The sequence below is a fragment of the Bradyrhizobium sp. AZCC 2230 genome (assembly GCF_036924495.1).
GTDB lineage: Bacteria > Pseudomonadota > Alphaproteobacteria > Rhizobiales > Xanthobacteraceae > Bradyrhizobium > Bradyrhizobium rifense.
The window spans coordinates 6,285,354-6,301,742 of record NZ_JAZHRS010000001.1 but is presented as its reverse complement, the minus strand read 5'-3'; the positions used below and the strand labels follow the sequence as shown (position 1 = coordinate 6,301,742).

The window sequence follows — 16,389 nt, the reverse complement described above, 5'->3', positions numbered from 1 at the left end:
ATTGCGGATGAATCGTGGGCACGGCGCTTTGCGCCTTTGCCCACCCTACGGCACCGTCACAGCCGCCTCAGCGCCACGCTCTCCACCACGTGATCCGCGCCCTTCTTCAGGATCAGCGTCGCACGCGGGCGGGTCGGCAAAATGTTGTCCTCGAGATTGGCGAGGTTGGTGCGCTCCCAGATCGCGGTGGCGGTGGCGGTGGCCTCCTCGTCGGACAACAGCGCATAGCGGTTGAAATAGGACTTTGGATTGGTGAACGCGGTGTCGCGCAGCGCCAGGAAGCGCTTGATGTACCAGCGCCGCAGCGCCGCTTCGTCGGCGTCGATATAGACCGAGAAGTCGAAGAAGTCGGAGACCACGGGCACCGCCTTGCCGTCGCGCGGCAGCTTGCCGGTCTGCAGCACGTTGACGCCCTCGACGATCAGGATGTCGGGCTGGTCGACCTCGGCCCACTGGTTCGGCACGATGTCGTAGGTCAGATGCGAATAGACCGGCGCACGCACGTGTCGGCGTCCGGACTTGATGTCGGACAGGAAGTTGAGCAGCAGCGGCAGGTCGTAGCTCTCCGGAAAGCCCTTCTTCTGCATGATGCCCTGCCGGTCGAGCACGGCATTCGGATAGAGAAAACCGTCAGTGGTGATCAGCTCGACCTTCGGCCGCGGCGACCAGCGCGCCAGCAGCGCCTGGAGCACACGAGCGGTAGTCGACTTTCCGACCGCGACCGAACCGGCGACGCCGATGATGTAGGGCACCTTGCGGTCGCGGATGTCGAGGAACTGGCGCTCCGCGTAATACAGGCGTTGCATCGCATCGACATAGATCGAGAGCAGTCGCGACAGCGGAAGATAGATGTCCTCGACCTCCTGGAGATCGAGGCGATCGTGCAGCGAACGCAGCCGGTCGAACTCGCCTGGCTCCAGCGTCATCGGCGTATCGTCACGCAAATGCGCCCATTCCTGACGCGTATAGATGCGGTACGGATTATACTGCTGCTCGGGTGCGCGGATATCCATGACGCCGCCTTCTCCGTTGCGACCTACTTATTTACGCGAAGCTTTCTCTTCCAACCCCGACATCGACGTCCGCTTGTCCAGCGCGGCCTCGACTTCTTCCAGCTTTACGCCGCGCACCTTGAGCAGCACAAGGAAGTGATAGAGTAGGTCCGCGCCCTCGGCGATCAGATGCGCGCGATCGTTTTCGACTGCTGCGATTACGGTTTCGACTGCCTCCTCACCGAACTTCTTGGCGCAATGTTCGGCGCCCTTGTCCAGGAGCTTGCGGGTATAAGAGGCCTCGCCAGCGGACGCCGCGCGGACGTCGATGGTTGCGGCCAGATCGTGGATCGTGAAACGCGACATCGGAATTACTCAGAAACGCACCCGGCCAGGGGCCAATCCCCGCCAGCGTGTGTAGCATTTTTATGAACGGGAGTCGTCAGGCATCCATGCGCATGGGCAACCCGCGCCGGGCCATGTGCTCCTTGGCTTCACGGATGGTGAATTCCCCGAAATGGAAGATCGAGGCGGCCAGCACGGCGGTGGCGTGGCCGTCACGGATACCATCGACGAGGTGGTCGAGGTTGCCGACGCCGCCCGAGGCGATCACGGGAACGGGAACGCTGTCGGCGATCGCCCGGGTCAGCGGAATATCAAAGCCCTGTCTGGTGCCGTCGCGATCCATCGAGGTGAGCAGAATTTCACCAGCGCCGAGCGAGACCACTTCCTGGGCATATTCGATGGCGTCGATGCCGGTCGAGTTGCGGCCGCCATGGGTGAAGATCTCCCAGCGCTCGCCGCCGCCGGCGCGCTTGACCCGCTTGGCGTCGATCGCGACCACGACACACTGCTCGCCGAACTTCTCGGCGGCTTCCTTGACGAATTCGCGCCGCGACACCGCGGCGCTGTTGATCGAGACCTTGTCGGCGCCAGCGCGCAGCAGCGTCTTGATGTCGTTGACTTCACGAACACCGCCGCCGACGGTGACAGGCATGAAGCAGGCCTCGGCCGTGCGCCGGACCACGTCCAGCATGATGCCGCGGTTCTCATGGGTCGCGGTGATGTCGAGGAATGTGAGCTCGTCGGCGCCGGCGGCGTCATAGGCGATCGCGGCTTCGACGGGGTCGCCGGCGTCGCGCAGATCGACGAAGTTGACGCCCTTGACGACACGGCCGTCCTTGACGTCGAGGCAGGGGATCACACGCACCTTGAACATGTGTCAGCTCCTCGGCGGCGCGTTGCGGATCAAGGTGAGGGCGGTGGCGGGATCGAGCCGGCCATCATAGAGCGCACGGCCGGCGATCGCGCCTGCGAGCTTCTTCGCGCGCGGCGTCAGCATCGCCTTGACGTCCTCGATCGAGGCGAGGCCGCCGGAGGCGATCACGGGGATCGAGATGGCGTCCGCCAGTGCAATGGTCGCATCGAGGTTGAGGCCTTTGAGCAGGCCGTCGCGCGCGATGTCGGTGAAGATGATGGCGGCAACGCCGGCATCCTCGAAACGCTGCGCAATCTCCAGCACCGTCACTTGCGAGGTCTCGGCCCAGCCTTCGACCGCGACCTTGCCGTCGCGGGCATCGAGACCAACAGCGACGCGGCCGGGAAACTTCTTTGCGGCCGCTTTCACCAGCTCGGGATCGCGCACCGCAGCGGTGCCGATGATGACGCGGGTGATGCCTTTTTCGAGCCAGGCCTCGACGGTCGCGAGATCGCGAATGCCGCCGCCGAGCTGCACCGGGATCTTGATGGTCTTCAGCATGGCCTCGACGGCCTGCGCGTTCACCGGCTTGCCGGCGAAGGCACCGTCGAGATCCACGACGTGGAGATACTCAAAGCCCTGCGTGACAAAGCTCTCGGCCTGCGCGGCAGGATCGAGATTGAACACGGTCGCGCGCGCCATGTCGCCTTGCTCGAGGCGCACGCACTGGCCGTTCTTGAGGTCGATGGCAGGAAAGAGAATCATGTCGCACCTTCTCCCTCCCCCCTTGTGGGGGAGGGTCGGGGAGGGGGGTAGCCACGGACACCGCCGTTGGGGCTTACCCCCCTCCCGAACGCTGCGCGTTTGACCTCCCCTACAAGGGGAGAGGTAACAAGAGAGAGCGAAGCAACCATCACGGTTTCCATCGCAAAAAGTTCGAGATCAGGGCCAGGCCAAAACGCTGGCTCTTCTCGGGGTGAAACTGCGTACCGATGGCGGTGTCCTTCGCGACGATCGCGGTGACAGGCCCGCCGTAATCGGCGCGCGCGAGCACGTCCGCCTCGTTGGCGGCGTTGAGGTGGTAGGAGTGCACGAAATAAGCGTGCTGGCCCTTGGGGCCGAGCGGCAGCTTGTTCAGCACCGGATGCTCCCCGAGCACGTCGAGCGTGTTCCAGCCCATGTGCGGGATCTTCAGGCTCTCGTCGCGCGGCGTGATTTTTTCGACATCGCCGCCGATCCAGTTCAGGCCTTCGGTGATAACATGCTCCTTGCCGCGGCTCGCCATCAGCTGCATGCCGACGCAGATGCCGAAGAACGGCCGCGCCTTGACGCGCACGGCTTCGGTGATCGCCTCGACCATGCCGTTGACGGCATCGAGACCGCGCCGGCAATCGGCAAAGGCACCGACGCCCGGCAGCACCAGACGGTCGGCGCCATAGGCCTGGTCCGGATCGCTGGTGACGAAGACCTTCTGCGGGTTCTCCATGCTGCGCGCAGCGCGCTCAAAGGCCTTGGCGGCGGAATGCAGATTTCCGGAACCGTAATCGATGATGGCGACGCTCATCTTGACCCTCCCGGTTCTGGAAACAAACCAATGATGCCGCCGGCCGGAATCGGCGGCGGGTTGGAGAATTGCTGACCCGGCAAATTGCGGGTCGGCGGCGGGCCGCCGCGATCGACAGCCCATTGATCGTTGACGACGCCGCGCTGTGTCTTGCTCCAGCGCTCGAAGAAGCGCCGCTCGGCGGTGTCCTCGTCGTCGGCGACGACGACGTCGAGCTGACGCCACTTGCCGCGCGACAGCGTCCAGCGGCGCAGGCTCGAGGCCTCGAACCCCATCAGCAGCGCAATGATGGTGTTGGCGAAGAAGATCGAGCTGCGGCCGACGCCGAGGCTGTGCAGCCCGGCATCGAACGCGGCGAGAAAGACGATCCAGCCGATCAGGGCGAGCCAGAGCCTGTTCCAGAGCAGCCAGAACGGGCCGAACACCATCGCCCAGAAATGGAAGCCGTCGCGCACGAACACGAATCTGTCGGTCGCGCGCAGATCGGCCCCGCCTGGGGTGGGAGCATGAACTGTGTAGACAGGCATTTTCGATGCCCCGTTCTCGAGAATTCTATGATGCCGCCGATGGCGCCTGGCCACCGAGACGGAGATGTCAGCCGCCAAGCGAGCCCTTGGTGGACGGGATCTCGCCCGCCGTCTTGGGATCGATCGCAACCGCGGTGCGCAGCGCCCGCGCCAGGCCCTTGAAGCAGGACTCGGCGATATGGTGGCTGTTATCGCCATATAGGGTCTCGACGTGGAGAGTCACGCCAGCGTTGATGGCGAAGGCCTGGAACCACTCGCGCACCAGCTCGGTGTCGAACTCACCGATCTTGTCGCGAGGGAAGTCGGCCTTGAACACCAGGAACGGGCGGCCCGAAATGTCGATGACCACGCGTGACAGCGTCTCGTCCATGGGCATGTGCACGCCGGCATAGCGGGTGATGCCCGCCATGGTGCCGAGCGCCAGCCTGACCGCCTGGCCGAGCGCGATGCCGGTGTCTTCGGTGGTATGGTGATGATCAATGTGCAGGTCGCCAACCGCCTTGACCGTGAGGTCGATGCGGGAATGGCGGGCGAGGAGATCGAGCATATGGTCGAAAAAGCCGATGCCGGTCGCGATATCAGCCACGCCGGTGCCATCGAGGTTCACGGTGACCTCGATGTCGGTTTCCTTGGTCTTGCGCTTGATCGTCGCGGTGCGCATTGAAAGCTGGTTTCCATCCTGGCTTGAGGGCCGAAAACGCCAGTCTATTAACAGCCAAATGACGCCTTCGCTACTGCGGGAACGGCTGGCCGGGCTCTACTTCTGCCTATGGTGAGCGAATTTGAGGCCGGAACGGCCCGTTGTGCCCATGGCTCTGACCGCCTAAATCAGGCCGGACAACGAGGGTCATTATGCAGGATTCCCAGAACAGCTCGCCGGTTTGGCACGGCACCACGATTTTGACGGTCCGTAAGGGCGGCAAGGTGGTGGTCGGCGGCGACGGCCAGGTCTCGATCGGCCAGACCGTGATCAAGTCCAATGCCAAAAAGGTCCGGAAACTCGGCAAGGGCGACGTCATCGGCGGCTTTGCCGGCGCCACGGCCGACGCCTTCACCCTGTTTGAGCGGCTGGAGAGCAAGCTCGAGCAATATCCGGGGCAATTGACCCGGGCCGCCGTGGAGCTCGCCAAGGATTGGCGCACCGACCGTTATTTGCGGCGGCTGGAGGCCATGATGATCGTGGCCGACAAGGACGTCTCCCTGGTCCTGACCGGGACCGGCGACGTGCTCGAGCCCGAGGCCGGGGTGATGGCGATCGGCTCCGGTGGAAATTATGCGCTGGCCGCCGCCCGCGCCCTGATCGACACCGACAAGGACGCCGAGACCATCGTCCGCCGCTCGCTCGACATCGCCGCCGACATCTGCGTCTACACCAACCGCAACGTCACCATCGAAGCGCTGACGGCCGGCTGAGCGGATGGCATTGGCCCGCAGCGCCAGCCCGACCCAACCCGCGTTGCCGCAGCTCGCCTGGGTCGGCATCGCGCTGCTGTTACTGGCGCTGCAGGCTTCGATCCTGTTCGCGATGGGCCGGGTGCCGATCTGCACCTGCGGCTACGTCAAGCTCTGGCATGGCACGGTGAACAGCTCGGAGAATTCCCAGCACATCGCCGACTGGTACAGTTTTTCCCACGTCCTGCACGGCTTCCTGTTCTACGGACTGACGTGGCTGCTGTTATCGCGACGTCTGACCAGGCCGGCGCGGTTGATCATCGCGATGCTGATCGAGGGCGCCTGGGAGATCGTCGAGAACTCGCCGTTCATCATCGAGCGCTACCGCGCCGGCACGATCTCGCTGGATTATTACGGCGACAGCATCGTCAACTCGGTCTCGGACAATCTGTTCATGATGCTCGGGTTCCTCACCGCGCGCGTGCTGCCGATCCCGGCAACAATCGTGCTCGGGCTCGCCTTCGAGATCATGCTGGCGCTGCACATTCGCGACAATCTGACGCTCAACGTCCTGATGCTCATCCATCCGATCGAGGCCGTGAAGCAATGGCAATCCGGTCCGCCGATCATTTGACGGTCAAAAAAGCGGCTTGTCCCCGCCGGCTTCTAATCCTAGCTAAGGTCCCATGACAGACTTCTCTCCCCGCGAAATCGTTTCCGAACTCGACCGTTTCATCGTCGGCCAGGCCGATGCCAAGCGCGCCGTCTCGATCGCGCTGCGCAACCGCTGGCGCCGGCAGCAGCTCGAAGGCTCCTTGCGCGAGGAAGTGCTGCCGAAAAACATCCTGATGATCGGCCCGACCGGCGTCGGCAAAACGGAGATCGCGCGGCGATTGGCAAAACTCGCGAACGCGCCGTTCCTGAAGGTCGAGGCGACAAAATTCACCGAGGTCGGCTACGTCGGCCGCGACGTCGAGCAGATCGTGCGCGATCTCGTCGAGGTTGCGATTTCTCAGGTGCGCGAGCGCAAGCGCAAGGACGTGCAGGCGCGCGCCCAGCTCGCCGCCGAAGAGCGCGTGCTCGATGCGCTCGTCGGCGCCAATGCCAGCGCTGCAACCCGCGAATCCTTCCGCAAGAAGCTGCGCGCCGGCGAGCTCAACGACAAGGAAATCGAGGTCGAGACGCAGTTGTCCGGCAGCGGCATGCCGATGTTCGAAATCCCGGGCATGCCGGGCGCGCAGATGGGCGCAATCTCGATCGGCGATATCTTTGGCAAGATGGGCGGCCGCAGCAAGACAAGGCGGCTGACGGTCGAGAACTCGCACGAGATCCTCGTCAACGAAGAGTCCGACAAGCTGCTGGATACCGATCAGCTGACGCTGGAGGCGATCAACGCGGTCGAGAACAACGGCATCGTGTTCCTCGACGAGATCGACAAGATCTGCGCCCGCGACGGCCGCGTCGGCGGCGATGTCTCGCGCGAGGGCGTGCAGCGCGACCTGCTGCCGCTGATCGAGGGCACCACCGTCTCGACCAAGCACGGCGCGGTCAAGACCGACCACATCCTGTTCATTGCCTCCGGCGCCTTCCACGTCGCAAAGCCGTCCGACCTGCTGCCGGAATTGCAGGGCCGGCTGCCGATCCGCGTCGAGCTGCAGGCGCTGACTCGCGACGACATGCGTCGCATCCTGACCGAGCCCGAGGCCTCGCTGATCAAGCAATATATTGCCTTGATGCAGACCGAGGGCGTCACGCTCGACATCACCGACGACGCCATCGATGCGCTGGCTGACGTCGCGGTCGCTGTCAATTCCACCGTCGAGAACATCGGCGCGCGCAGGCTCCAGACCGTGATGGAGCGGGTGCTGGACGAGATCTCCTTCACCGCCCCCGACCGCAACGGCGAGACCGTCCGCGTCGATGCCGATTTCGTGCAGAAGCACGTCGGCGACCTCGCCAAGAATGCGGATCTGAGCCGGTTTATTTTGTGATTTCGCGCGGTCGCGCTATTGATGCCGCGTGACCGCACGCATCCTGCAAAACCCCTGGCGCCTTCTGCTCGCGATCAACGCCGCAATGATCGCCGGCGTGTTCGTTCACAAGATCCAGCTGCCACCTTACGTCCCCTACGTCCATCTCCTCGTCGACTACCATTTCGGCTTCATCAAGCGCGCGCTGATCGGGGCGATGGTCGCGCTGTTCACCGCCAAGGTGCCGGCCTGGCTGGTGTTCGCGCTCGGCGGGGCGACATGGCTGGTGACATCAGCCCTGTATTCAAAACTGTTTCAGAAGACGTTCGGCTTCACCGCGAAGACGCTGCCGCTGTTCGTCTTCATCGCGGGATCGCCGTTCTTCCTCAAAAATTTCATGCACACGCTCGGCCATTTCGACATCTATGGCTGTGCGCTGGCGATCATCCTGCTGCTGATGCCGGCGGGCTCGTTGCTGTTCGTGGCGACGGCGGCGCTGTTCTCGATCATTCTCGTCCTGATCCACCACATTCATCTCTTGATGTATGTGCCGACGATCATCACCATCGTCGTGACCCGGCACTATCTCGCTTACGGCTGCAATCGCGGCAATCTCGCATTCGGCATCGTCGCCCTCGCCGCCGTCTCCGTGCTGTTCTTCGCCGCCCAATTCCTCGGGACGATGCCGATCCCCGAGGCGGATTTCGTCGCGTATCTGAAGACCCGGATGGTCGATCCCTCGCGCACCGACCTGCTGCAATTCAGCTACATCTGGTACCAGCCGCTCGCGAAGGAGATTTCCGACACCTGGGGCCGCCTGCCGCACAACAGCCTCGGCATTCCCGTCTTCGCGCTGCTGATCTGGCTGCACACGCCGCTGTGGCGCTACTTTGCGAACCTGATCGGCGGGCTCGCCAACGAGGCGCACCGTCGTCTCGTCATCGCGGCATTGATCGGGGTCAGCCTCGCCTATCTCGTGATGTTCGCGATGGTGTTCGACTATTCGCGCTGGATCTCGAACTGGGCCGTCTGCATGTTCCTGATCCTGCATGCGGTGAAGATGCTACCGGCCGGGAAGGAGACGCCGTTGATCCCGGCCGAGGACCAGAAGACCAATATCTTCGGCCTGATCATTACCCTGATCCCGCGCGTCGGGATCGTCCGGCCGTTCTAGGAGGTGCGCTCCCTCTCCCGCTTGCGGGGGAGGGCTGGGGTGGGGGTGTCTCCGCGGAGGGACTCCCCAAGAGGATAGAGCCCTCACCCGCCGCGCTCTTCGAGCGCGTCGACCTCTCCCGCAAGCGAGAGAGGTATAGAGCCGCTAAAACCTGGCCCGCCTGATCCGCACATAAAGCGCGCCCTCGCCGCCGTGCCCGATTCCCGCTTCCTCAAACCCGACGACGAAGCCGCGAAACTCCGGCAGGCTCAGCCATTCCGGCACCTGGCGGCGCAGCACGCCGCTTTCGCCACCGCTCCTTCCCTTGCCGGTGATGACCAGCACGAAGGTCAGGCCGTCGTGATGGGCGCGGTGCAGGAAGCCAGTCAGGGCGCGATGGGCGCGCATCTGGGTCATGCCGTGCAGATCAAGCCGCGCCTCGATCTCGCTGCGGCCACGCGACAGTTTGGTGCGCTCGCGCTTGCCGAGCGGGGCGAGCGGCGGCATCGCCGGCTTTGACGGACGCGGGGCGGCCGTCGCAGCCAACGGCCGTGGCGACAGCGCGGGCTTGGCAACATGCGCTGCAGGCGAAGGCTCGGCGCGCGGGGCGGCGTGCAGCTTCGTCGCGCGATGCTTCCGCAGCGGCTTGACCTGTTTTGCGACGAGCTCCCACAGCTCGCGATCTTCCTCGCTGAGCACACGACGGCGCGGCGAGGGACGCGGAGGATCCAGCACGGGCGGACGGGACGATCGCTTCATTGCTGGTGGGGACGACTCTTGTGCCTGCGCGGTTCGCGGACCGGTTCTATCACAGGACGCGGCGCCGGCAGCGGCACCGGACCGGCAATTGCGACGGTCTCGCTCTTCGCCGGCTCCTTGGGCTTGGTCTGCGGAAACAGCTTTGCGATCTTCTCCGACGGCCGTGGATCCGGCACCGGCAGCCGCGCGGCGCGCAACCCCGGATCGAGGCTCTTCGGCACCAGCATCACGAAATGCATGGGGTGACGCAGCCGGCCCGAGACGCGGCCGGCGTCAGCGCCTGCGCCAAAATAGAGATCGGCGCGGGCGGGGCCGATAATGGCCGAGCCGGTGTCCTGCGCGATCATCAGGCGATGGAACGACGTCTTGGCGCGGTCGGATTCGATCGGCAGCTCGCCTTCGATGAAGAACGGCGTGCCGTAGACATGGAGCGATTTGTCGACCGCGATCGAACGGCCGGCGGTCAACGGGATGCCCTGGGCACCGACCGCCTCGTCCTTGTCGGACAGATTGACCTCGCGGAAGAAGATGTAGGAGCGGTTCTGGCGCCGCAGCTCCTTGGCGCCGTCGGGGTTCTGCGCCATCCACTCCCTGATCTTCTGCATCGACATCTCTTCCCTCGGAATGATGCCACGCTCGATCAGGACGCGCCCGACGGCGGTGTAGGGATAGCCGTTATAGGAATCGTAATTGAGCCGGAGGGTGCCGCCGTCGTCGAACTTGATCCGCGCCGAGCCCTGGATCTGGGCGAACAGCAAATCGGTCGGGTCCTTCAGCCAGGCGATCTCCAGCCCGCGGCCGGCGATCTTGCCGTCCTCGATCTCGCCGCGGTCGTAATAGGGCACGAGCTTGCGGCGGCCGATCTTGCGGTAGACCGATCCCTTGTTGGGCAGGCTGACGGAGGCCTGATTGTAGCCGCGCACGAACAGGTTGGAGGGCCGCCGATAGACCGGGACGTTGTAGACATCGGTCTGCGTGCGTGAACCGTCCAGCACCGGTTCGTAATAGCCGGTCACGAAACCGTCGGGCTCGCCGAGGCGCGAGATGCGCAGCGGCGAAAAATTGTCCTCGAAGAAGGTCTTTGCTGTCGCGTCGTCGTTCAGCTCGAGCGATTTGGCGGCCCGGCAGGGTTCGTTCAACGAGCCGGCCAGCGCTTTCGGCTCGGGTGCGCCGGTCTGCGCGTTGATCGAGCGGCAGCTGGCGCGAAAGGTCTTGTAGGCCGCGAGATGATCGTCGTCGCTCCAGCCCTTCACGTCCGCCCAGGCCAGCGGCAGATATTGTGCGCCGGGAATCTCGAACGAGAGAGGGAGCTGCGGATAGGGCAAGGCGCGCGGCGGGATCGCGGCCACTTCGGGAAGGTGATGGTAGTGGCTGCGGTAGTGGCGCCGCGCAGCCTCAGCGCCGAGCGAAAACGAAGCCAGCACGACGACACCTGCGCAAAGCGCCGTCGCGCTGTTCTTCAGGAAACTCTTAATTCGCGCTTCCGGTGCCAACCAGCTTCCAGTTCGGATCGCGAGAGGTGGTGTCGCGGGCGAAGGTCCAGATGTCGGTGATGTCGGCGACCGTGTCGGCGCTGCCGTCGACGATGGTGCCGGCCTTGTCGCGGGTGGCCGAGATCATCTGCGAGACGAAGCGGATGGTCAGCTGGGCCGTGCGGTCGCGCAGCTCGGCGCCGACCAGCTCGGCCTTGTCGATCGAGACGAAGCGCGTCTCGGTCTTCTGCTCGTTCTTCTCGCGATCCTTGATCGCGGCGTCGAAGCTTTCATAGACCTCGGACGACAACAGGTCGCGCAGCGCGCGGCGATCGCCATTGGCGAAGGCCAGCACGATCATCTCATAGGCGCCGCGGGCGCCCGAAATGAAGTGGCGCGGGTCGAAGGTGGAATCCTTGTCGACGATGGCATCGAGGCCCTGGGCGAGCGGAGTGCCCGGCTCGGTCAGGCCCTTCCAGCGATCGGAGGGCGGGGTCGGCTCGGCCGTCGGCGCCTGCGGCGCCTGGTCGATCACCTTGCCCGGCATGGTCACGACGTTCTTATCCGGGGCACCACCCAGCGCATTGCGAGCCGTGCGGTCGAACGGCGGCCGCTCGTTGCCGGTCCGCTGCCCCAGCACGCTGCGCAGACGCAGGAAAATAAAGACCGCCAGCGCCAGGAAAATGATGGTGTAGATGTCCACGTGGTATTCGCTTTCTGGTCTTCTCGAGAAGGGGCCGTCGCCGGGGAAAATCGATCCGGCCAGTAGACCGTTCCATACGGGAACGGCAAGTCTACATCACCATTTTGGGTCCGCGCGTCACGTCCGCCGGATGTAGGCACGAAATTGGGCCCGGCCAATGGCGCCTTTTGGCACAGCGGAGAGTGTAGCGCGTTTTATGCTTAAGGGGAAACCCGATCCTGGGCGGAAATCGCGCATCTTCAAGCGTTTAACGTCCGATTTCGGGTTCAGGGCGGGTCAAACGTCACAGTTGTGGGCGCGACCCGGATCGACCCTCCGGAGCCGTTCGTCCTTGTGGAATGAGGCGGCCCTATGTTAGCCAACCGCCGCGAAATTCAGCCCAATCGGGTAAGGAGACACTTCGATGACCAACGGTAACGGCACCCCTCCCGAGGCGGCCCAGGCTCCCCAGCTCAACGTGCTGGCGCAATATACCAAGGACCTCTCGTTCGAAAATCCGAACGCACCGACCTCGCTGCAGCCGCAGAGCCAGGCGCCCCAGATCAACATCCAGATCAATGTCAGCGCCAATAACCTCAGCGATACCGAGTTCGAAGTGACCCTCTCGGTCGAGGGCAAGGCCGAGAACGCGGGCAAGGTGATGTTCTCGTTCGAGCTCGCTTATGCCGGCGTGTTCCGCATCGCCAACGTGCCGAAGGAGAACCTGCACCCGCTGGTCATGATCGAGTGCCCGCGCCTGCTGTTCCCGTTCGCCCGCGAGATCATCGCGACCGCTGTGCGCGACGGCGGGTTCCCGCCGCTGATGCTGGATCCGGTCGATTTCGTCGGTCTCTATCGCCAGAACATGGAGCGGCAAATGGCCGCTCAGCCGACGAGCGGCCAAGCCTAACTGACGGGCCTAACCGGCAGCAGGCACGGCTGGAGCGGGCAAAAACTCGTTCCAGATCGCCTTGTCGCCGAGCGTCGCGATGAAAGCCCGATGGGCCTCGCGCTCGGCGTCCGACACCCGCGGCGCGAGCGGCACAGACCGCTGCCGCCGCGGCGCATCGCCGGCGGCTTTGACGCGAATGTCCTGGGCGTCCGACGCCAGCAGCAGCTGCGACTGCCGCGCCCCGACCAGATCGACATAGACTTCTGCAAGCAGTTCCGAATCGAGCAGCGCGCCGTGCTTGGTGCGGCGTGAATTGTCGATCGAATAGCGCGAGCAGAGATCGTCGAGCCGGTTCGACACGCCGGGATGCTTGCGCCGCGCCAGCAGCAGCGTATCGACCAGCCGCTCGCGCGGGATCGCGGCGCGCTTGATCCGGTCGAGCTCGGCATTGATGAAGCTGATGTCGAACGAAGCGTTGTGGATCACCAGCGGCGCATCGCCGATGAATTCCAGAAACGCGTCGACCACCTCATGGAATAGCGGTTTGGTCGACAGAAACTCGGCCGACAGCCCGTGCACGGCGAAGGCTTCCGCCGGCATATCTCGTTCGGGATTGATATAGACGTGGTATGTCTGTCCCGTCGGCATGCGGTTGAAGATCTCGACGCAGCCGATTTCGACCAGGCGATCGCCGCGGAGCGGATCAAGGCCGGTGGTTTCGGTATCGAGAACGATTTCACGCATGATTTTGAGGTGCCGTGCAAGAAGCCGCGGAAGCCGGCGAATCAGGCTCGCCGCTGCGGCATCTTAACGACCTCGGCCAGGATGTGCGTGATTTGCGCGCGCACCGGCTCGAGTCCCTGTGAGGTATCCACGACGAAATCGGCCCGCTTGCGCTTTTCGGCGTCAGGCGTCTGCTTGGCGATGATGGCGTCGAGTTTTGCTTCGTCCATCGTGCCGCGCGCCAGCACCCGCTCACGCTGAAGTTCCGCCGAGGTCGAGACCACGACCACGGCGTCGACCCGTTTCTCACCACCGGTTTCAAACAACAAGGGAATATCCAGGACCACGACCGGTGCCTTGATGGCTTCGGCATCGGCAAAGAATTTTTGTCGGGAGGCGCCGAGCATGGGGTGAACGATCTGCTCGAGCTGCTTGATCGCGGCGGGATCATGCACCACGCGCGCAGACAGTTTGGAGCGATCAACCTTGCCGTTCGCGGTAGTGCCGGGGAAAGCGGCCTCGATCGCGGGCGCGGCCTCACCTTCATAGAGCTGATGGACGGCGGCATCGGCGTCGTAGACGGGCACACCGGCCTCCGCGAACAATTTCGCGGTGGTGGATTTGCCCATTCCGATCGAGCCGGTCAGTCCGAGAATCCGCATCAGTGCAAAATCATCCCTGTCAGTCACACCGCAATGAGCCGCTCGCGCCGCAGGAACGCAAGCAGCGGCAGCAACGGCAGGCCGAGAATGGTGAAATGGTCGCCCTCGATGCGCTCGAACAGATGGATTCCGAGACCCTCGAGCTGATAGGCGCCGACGCTGGTGGTGACGGCATCGCCGGCGGCGTCGAGATAGGCTGACAGCTCGGCCTCGGACATCTGCCGCATCGTCATGCGGGCGACCGACACATCCTCGAAGACAATCTCGCCGCCATGCGCCACGGCGACGGCCGAATTCAGCTCGTGGCTATGGCCGGCGAGATCGCGCAATTGCGCCAGCGCCTGTGTACGGCCGGCGGGCTTGTTGAAGAGGCGATCGCCGAGCGCCAGCGTCTGGTCAGCGCCGATCACATGGCTTCCGGGACGATGGACCGAAACCGCCTTCGCCTTCTCGCGCGCCAGCAGCAGGCCGATCTCGCGCGGGTTTGAAAGTTTGGACGCGGCCTGAATGCCGCGCTCGTCGATGTCAGCAGTAACAGTCTCGAATTCGAGCCCAGCGTTCGTCAGCAGCATCTTTCGCGCGCTGCTCTGCGACGCGAGGATCAGAGGAGAGGTGCCGCGCCAAAAACCCATTTTTCGAAAACTATTCCCAAGACTATTCAGAAGGCCGGTTGCGCTGACGATCGCTGTAGAGCTTCATGATCGCGGCCGCTGTTTCCTCGATCGAGCGCCGCGTGACGTCCAGCAGCGGCCAGTCGTGCTTGGCGCTCAGCTTGCGCGCAAACGCGACCTCCTCCGTCACCGACTGCCTGTCGATATAGGTTTCGTTGCCGGATTCGGCGCCCATGGAGAGCAGGCGATTCTGACGGATCTGGATCAGGCGTTCCGGTGTCGCATGCAGGCTCACCACCAGCGGCCGGGTCAGCGTCTCCAGTTGCGCCGGCACCGGAATGCCCGGCACCAGCGGCACGTTGGCAGTGCGGATGCCGCGATTGGCGAGATAGATTGACGTCGGCGTCTTTGAGGTACGGGACACGCCGACCAGCACGACGTCGGCGTCCTCCAGCCCATCGACATGCTGACCGTCGTCATGGATCATCGTGTAGTTCAGTGCGTCGATGCGCTTGAAATATTCGGCGTTAAGCACGTGCTGTGCGCCGACGCGACCCGTCGTCGCAGCTCCGAGATAGGCTTCGAACATCTGCATGACCGGGCCGATGATCGAGAGGCTCGGAACGTTGATGTTTTTGCATTTGTCCTCGAGCCGGGAGACCAGATCCTTCTCCAGCAGCGTGAACAGCACGATGCCCGGCGCTTCCTCGATCTCGTCGAGCACGCGGTCGAGCTGCTTCTGGCTGCGCACCAGCGGATAGACATGCTCGACCGGCGTGACGTTCGCGTACTGTGCGGCAACGGCGCGCGCGACCGTGATCAGGGTCTCACCGGTTGAGTCGGAGACGAGGTGCAGATGGAAATAATTGTTCGAGGTCGGCACAAAAACTCTTTGTATGAGGACGGTGTGGTTTGTGGATTTCTGTGGACCTTAACCCCTCGGAAAGGGTTGCGCGACACCAGGGGCGGGACAAGTGCCAATTTTCTTCACACCACTGCCCGTCGGAACAACTCTGGAAGCCTTCCGAGAGGGAAACGGGATTGCGCGGACAAGTCTCTTGATAGACTGCGGATCAAAACCCGCAAGCCTTTGAGCCCGGGCCACTTATCCGGTCAGGCCGGAACCGCATAGGACATGTTGATGGATGTGAACAAGCGCGCGCCAATTGGCGGACGGTATTGTGTGAGTCCAATCCACTGTCACTTAGACTCAGACTCTAAGAATCTAAGATTCTTTATTGGAGAAGGGAGCTCCAGACGGATATGTGTGTGAAGGTGAGACCTTAACGAGTTCTTACTATCCCCAGACCGCCGGAAGGCTGGGCGCAAAGGGGCGGACGCCGGACATGTTTGAAGACGTCTACCTCTGGATCAAGGCGCTGCACGTGATCGCGGTCATCTCCTGGATGGCCGGCATGCTCTATCTGCCGCGGCTGTTCGTCTATCACTGCGAAGCCGAGATCGGCTCGAAGCAGTCCGAAACGTTCAAAGTCATGGAACGCCGCCTGCTCAAGGCGATCATCAACCCCGCCATGATCGTCACCTGGCTCGCCGGGCTCTATCTCGCCTGGGCCGGCCATTGGTTCACCTTCGGCTGGCTGCACGTAAAACTGGCACTGGTGCTGGCACTGTCCGCGGTCCACGGCTTTTTTTCGCGCTGGGTCAAGGACTTCGCTGCCGACCGGCGCTCGCACAGCCAGAAATTCTTCCGGATTATCAACGAGGTGCCGACCGTCCTGATGATCATCATCGTCATCATGGTGATCGTGAAGCCGTTCTAGGCAGGAATCGT

The 16,389-nt window shown here is 63.5% G+C and carries 20 protein-coding genes; 6 read left to right on the top strand and 14 right to left on the bottom strand.

Features of this window, described 5'->3' with window-relative positions; translation table 11 throughout:
* Positions 1–56: 56 nt before the first annotated feature.
* From coaA to hisB, 7 genes are all read right to left on the bottom strand, one after another.
* Positions 57–1,013, bottom strand: coding sequence for a type I pantothenate kinase (gene coaA / locus V1280_RS30235; protein WP_334532904.1), 957 nt, complete (start codon positions 1,011–1,013; stop codon positions 57–59).
* A 27-nt stretch (positions 1,014–1,040) separates the two neighbouring features.
* Positions 1,041–1,358, bottom strand: coding sequence for a phosphoribosyl-ATP diphosphatase (locus V1280_RS30230; RefSeq protein WP_334532900.1), 318 nt, complete (start codon positions 1,356–1,358; stop codon positions 1,041–1,043).
* A gap of 76 nt (positions 1,359–1,434) precedes the next feature.
* Complete coding sequence (gene hisF, locus V1280_RS30225) at positions 1,435–2,211, bottom strand: imidazole glycerol phosphate synthase subunit HisF (RefSeq protein WP_334532897.1); 777 nt, start codon at positions 2,209–2,211, stop codon at positions 1,435–1,437.
* Positions 2,212–2,214: 3 nt separating this feature from the next.
* Positions 2,215–2,955 carry a 1-(5-phosphoribosyl)-5-[(5-phosphoribosylamino)methylideneamino]imidazole-4-carboxamide isomerase gene (hisA, locus tag V1280_RS30220; protein ID WP_334532894.1) on the bottom strand — a complete coding sequence of 247 codons (741 nt, stop codon included), beginning with the start codon at positions 2,953–2,955 and terminating at the stop codon, positions 2,215–2,217.
* Between the two features lie 148 nt (positions 2,956–3,103).
* Positions 3,104–3,754, bottom strand: a complete 651-nt coding sequence (gene hisH, locus V1280_RS30215; protein ID WP_334532891.1) for an imidazole glycerol phosphate synthase subunit HisH — start codon at positions 3,752–3,754, stop codon at positions 3,104–3,106.
* Positions 3,751–4,281, bottom strand: a complete 531-nt coding sequence (locus V1280_RS30210; RefSeq protein ID WP_334532888.1) for a DUF2628 domain-containing protein — start codon at positions 4,279–4,281, stop codon at positions 3,751–3,753. Before V1280_RS30210 ends, hisH begins: the two co-directional genes overlap by 4 nt.
* A 67-nt stretch (positions 4,282–4,348) precedes the next feature.
* Positions 4,349–4,942 carry an imidazoleglycerol-phosphate dehydratase HisB gene (hisB, locus tag V1280_RS30205; protein WP_334532885.1) on the bottom strand — a complete coding sequence of 198 codons (594 nt, stop codon included), beginning with the start codon at positions 4,940–4,942 and terminating at the stop codon, positions 4,349–4,351.
* A gap of 191 nt (positions 4,943–5,133) precedes the next feature.
* On the opposite strand from hisB, the gene hslV reads away from it, so the two are divergent.
* The 4 genes from hslV to V1280_RS30185 are packed head-to-tail and all read left to right on the top strand — an operon-like array spanning position 5,134 to position 8,817.
* On the top strand, positions 5,134–5,694 hold the full coding sequence (hslV, locus tag V1280_RS30200; protein ID WP_027534993.1) for an ATP-dependent protease subunit HslV: 561 nt from the start codon (positions 5,134–5,136) through the stop codon (positions 5,692–5,694).
* Positions 5,695–5,698: 4 nt separating this feature from the next.
* Positions 5,699–6,307: a DUF2585 domain-containing protein gene (locus V1280_RS30195; RefSeq protein ID WP_334532880.1), complete on the top strand. Its 609-nt coding sequence runs from the start codon at positions 5,699–5,701 to the stop codon at positions 6,305–6,307.
* A gap of 52 nt (positions 6,308–6,359) precedes the next feature.
* A complete protein-coding gene (hslU, locus tag V1280_RS30190) occupies positions 6,360–7,664 on the top strand; it encodes an ATP-dependent protease ATPase subunit HslU (RefSeq protein ID WP_334532877.1) in 1,305 nt (434 codons plus the stop codon).
* Between the two features lie 28 nt (positions 7,665–7,692).
* Positions 7,693–8,817 carry a hypothetical protein gene (locus tag V1280_RS30185; protein WP_334532874.1) on the top strand — a complete coding sequence of 375 codons (1,125 nt, stop codon included), beginning with the start codon at positions 7,693–7,695 and terminating at the stop codon, positions 8,815–8,817.
* Between the two features lie 144 nt (positions 8,818–8,961).
* On the opposite strand, the gene V1280_RS30180 is transcribed toward V1280_RS30185, so the two are convergent.
* Genes V1280_RS30180 through V1280_RS30170 form a run of 3 tightly spaced genes read right to left on the bottom strand, consistent with a single transcriptional unit; the run spans position 8,962 to position 11,730 of the window.
* Positions 8,962–9,555 (bottom strand): Smr/MutS family protein, encoded by a 594-nt coding sequence (locus tag V1280_RS30180; RefSeq protein WP_334532871.1) that lies wholly within the window; start codon positions 9,553–9,555, stop codon positions 8,962–8,964.
* On the bottom strand, positions 9,552–11,048 hold the full coding sequence (locus V1280_RS30175; RefSeq protein ID WP_334532869.1) for an MltA domain-containing protein: 1,497 nt from the start codon (positions 11,046–11,048) through the stop codon (positions 9,552–9,554). Before V1280_RS30175 ends, V1280_RS30180 begins: the two co-directional genes overlap by 4 nt.
* Positions 11,026–11,730, bottom strand: coding sequence for a Tim44/TimA family putative adaptor protein (locus V1280_RS30170; RefSeq protein WP_334532866.1), 705 nt, complete (start codon positions 11,728–11,730; stop codon positions 11,026–11,028). Before V1280_RS30170 ends, V1280_RS30175 begins: the two co-directional genes overlap by 23 nt.
* Positions 11,731–12,133: 403 nt before the next feature.
* Here V1280_RS30170 and secB point away from each other — a divergent pair, with 403 nt between their 5' ends.
* Complete coding sequence (secB, locus tag V1280_RS30165; RefSeq protein ID WP_148777257.1) at positions 12,134–12,619, top strand: protein-export chaperone SecB; 486 nt, start codon at positions 12,134–12,136, stop codon at positions 12,617–12,619.
* Between the two features lie 9 nt (positions 12,620–12,628).
* Here the strand turns inward: secB and dnaQ are convergent, their stop codons facing one another.
* Genes dnaQ through V1280_RS30145 form a run of 4 tightly spaced genes read right to left on the bottom strand, consistent with a single transcriptional unit; the run spans position 12,629 to position 15,480 of the window.
* Positions 12,629–13,345 (bottom strand): DNA polymerase III subunit epsilon, encoded by a 717-nt coding sequence (gene dnaQ / locus V1280_RS30160; protein ID WP_334532863.1) that lies wholly within the window; start codon positions 13,343–13,345, stop codon positions 12,629–12,631.
* A gap of 41 nt (positions 13,346–13,386) precedes the next feature.
* Positions 13,387–13,986, bottom strand: coding sequence for a dephospho-CoA kinase (gene coaE, locus V1280_RS30155; protein ID WP_334532860.1), 600 nt, complete (start codon positions 13,984–13,986; stop codon positions 13,387–13,389).
* Positions 13,987–14,009: 23 nt separating this feature from the next.
* On the bottom strand, positions 14,010–14,618 hold the full coding sequence (locus tag V1280_RS30150; protein ID WP_334532857.1) for a Maf family nucleotide pyrophosphatase: 609 nt from the start codon (positions 14,616–14,618) through the stop codon (positions 14,010–14,012).
* 22 nt (positions 14,619–14,640) lie between these two features.
* A complete protein-coding gene (locus V1280_RS30145) occupies positions 14,641–15,480 on the bottom strand; it encodes a pyruvate, water dikinase regulatory protein (RefSeq protein WP_148777261.1) in 840 nt (279 codons plus the stop codon).
* 463 nt (positions 15,481–15,943) lie between these two features.
* Between V1280_RS30145 and hemJ the strand changes: the two genes are divergently transcribed.
* Positions 15,944–16,378: a protoporphyrinogen oxidase HemJ gene (gene hemJ, locus V1280_RS30140; RefSeq protein WP_334532853.1), complete on the top strand. Its 435-nt coding sequence runs from the start codon at positions 15,944–15,946 to the stop codon at positions 16,376–16,378.
* Positions 16,379–16,389: the final 11 nt, after the last annotated feature.

Bases quoted from the DNA above. Each gene is read 5' to 3' on its own strand.
- hisH (WP_334532891.1), bottom strand. From the start codon at position 3,754: ATGAGCGTCGCCATCATCGATTACGGTTCCGGAAATCTGCATTCCGCC.
- coaE (WP_334532860.1), bottom strand. From the start codon at position 13,986: ATGCGGATTCTCGGACTGACCGGCTCGATCGGAATGGGCAAATCCACC.
- secB (WP_148777257.1), top strand. From the start codon at position 12,134: ATGACCAACGGTAACGGCACCCCTCCCGAGGCGGCCCAGGCTCCCCAG.
- dnaQ (WP_334532863.1), bottom strand. From the start codon at position 13,345: ATGCGTGAAATCGTTCTCGATACCGAAACCACCGGCCTTGATCCGCTC.
- V1280_RS30230 (WP_334532900.1), bottom strand. From the start codon at position 1,358: ATGTCGCGTTTCACGATCCACGATCTGGCCGCAACCATCGACGTCCGC.
- V1280_RS30210 (WP_334532888.1), bottom strand. From the start codon at position 4,281: ATGCCTGTCTACACAGTTCATGCTCCCACCCCAGGCGGGGCCGATCTG.
- V1280_RS30180 (WP_334532871.1), bottom strand. From the start codon at position 9,555: ATGAAGCGATCGTCCCGTCCGCCCGTGCTGGATCCTCCGCGTCCCTCG.
- hisA (WP_334532894.1), bottom strand. From the start codon at position 2,955: ATGATTCTCTTTCCTGCCATCGACCTCAAGAACGGCCAGTGCGTGCGC.
- hslV (WP_027534993.1), top strand. From the start codon at position 5,134: ATGCAGGATTCCCAGAACAGCTCGCCGGTTTGGCACGGCACCACGATT.
- coaA (WP_334532904.1), bottom strand. From the start codon at position 1,013: ATGGATATCCGCGCACCCGAGCAGCAGTATAATCCGTACCGCATCTAT.
- V1280_RS30195 (WP_334532880.1), top strand. From the start codon at position 5,699: ATGGCATTGGCCCGCAGCGCCAGCCCGACCCAACCCGCGTTGCCGCAG.
- hisF (WP_334532897.1), bottom strand. From the start codon at position 2,211: ATGTTCAAGGTGCGTGTGATCCCCTGCCTCGACGTCAAGGACGGCCGT.
- hisB (WP_334532885.1), bottom strand. From the start codon at position 4,942: ATGCGCACCGCGACGATCAAGCGCAAGACCAAGGAAACCGACATCGAG.
- hslU (WP_334532877.1), top strand. From the start codon at position 6,360: ATGACAGACTTCTCTCCCCGCGAAATCGTTTCCGAACTCGACCGTTTC.
- V1280_RS30150 (WP_334532857.1), bottom strand. From the start codon at position 14,618: ATGGGTTTTTGGCGCGGCACCTCTCCTCTGATCCTCGCGTCGCAGAGC.
- hemJ (WP_334532853.1), top strand. From the start codon at position 15,944: ATGTTTGAAGACGTCTACCTCTGGATCAAGGCGCTGCACGTGATCGCG.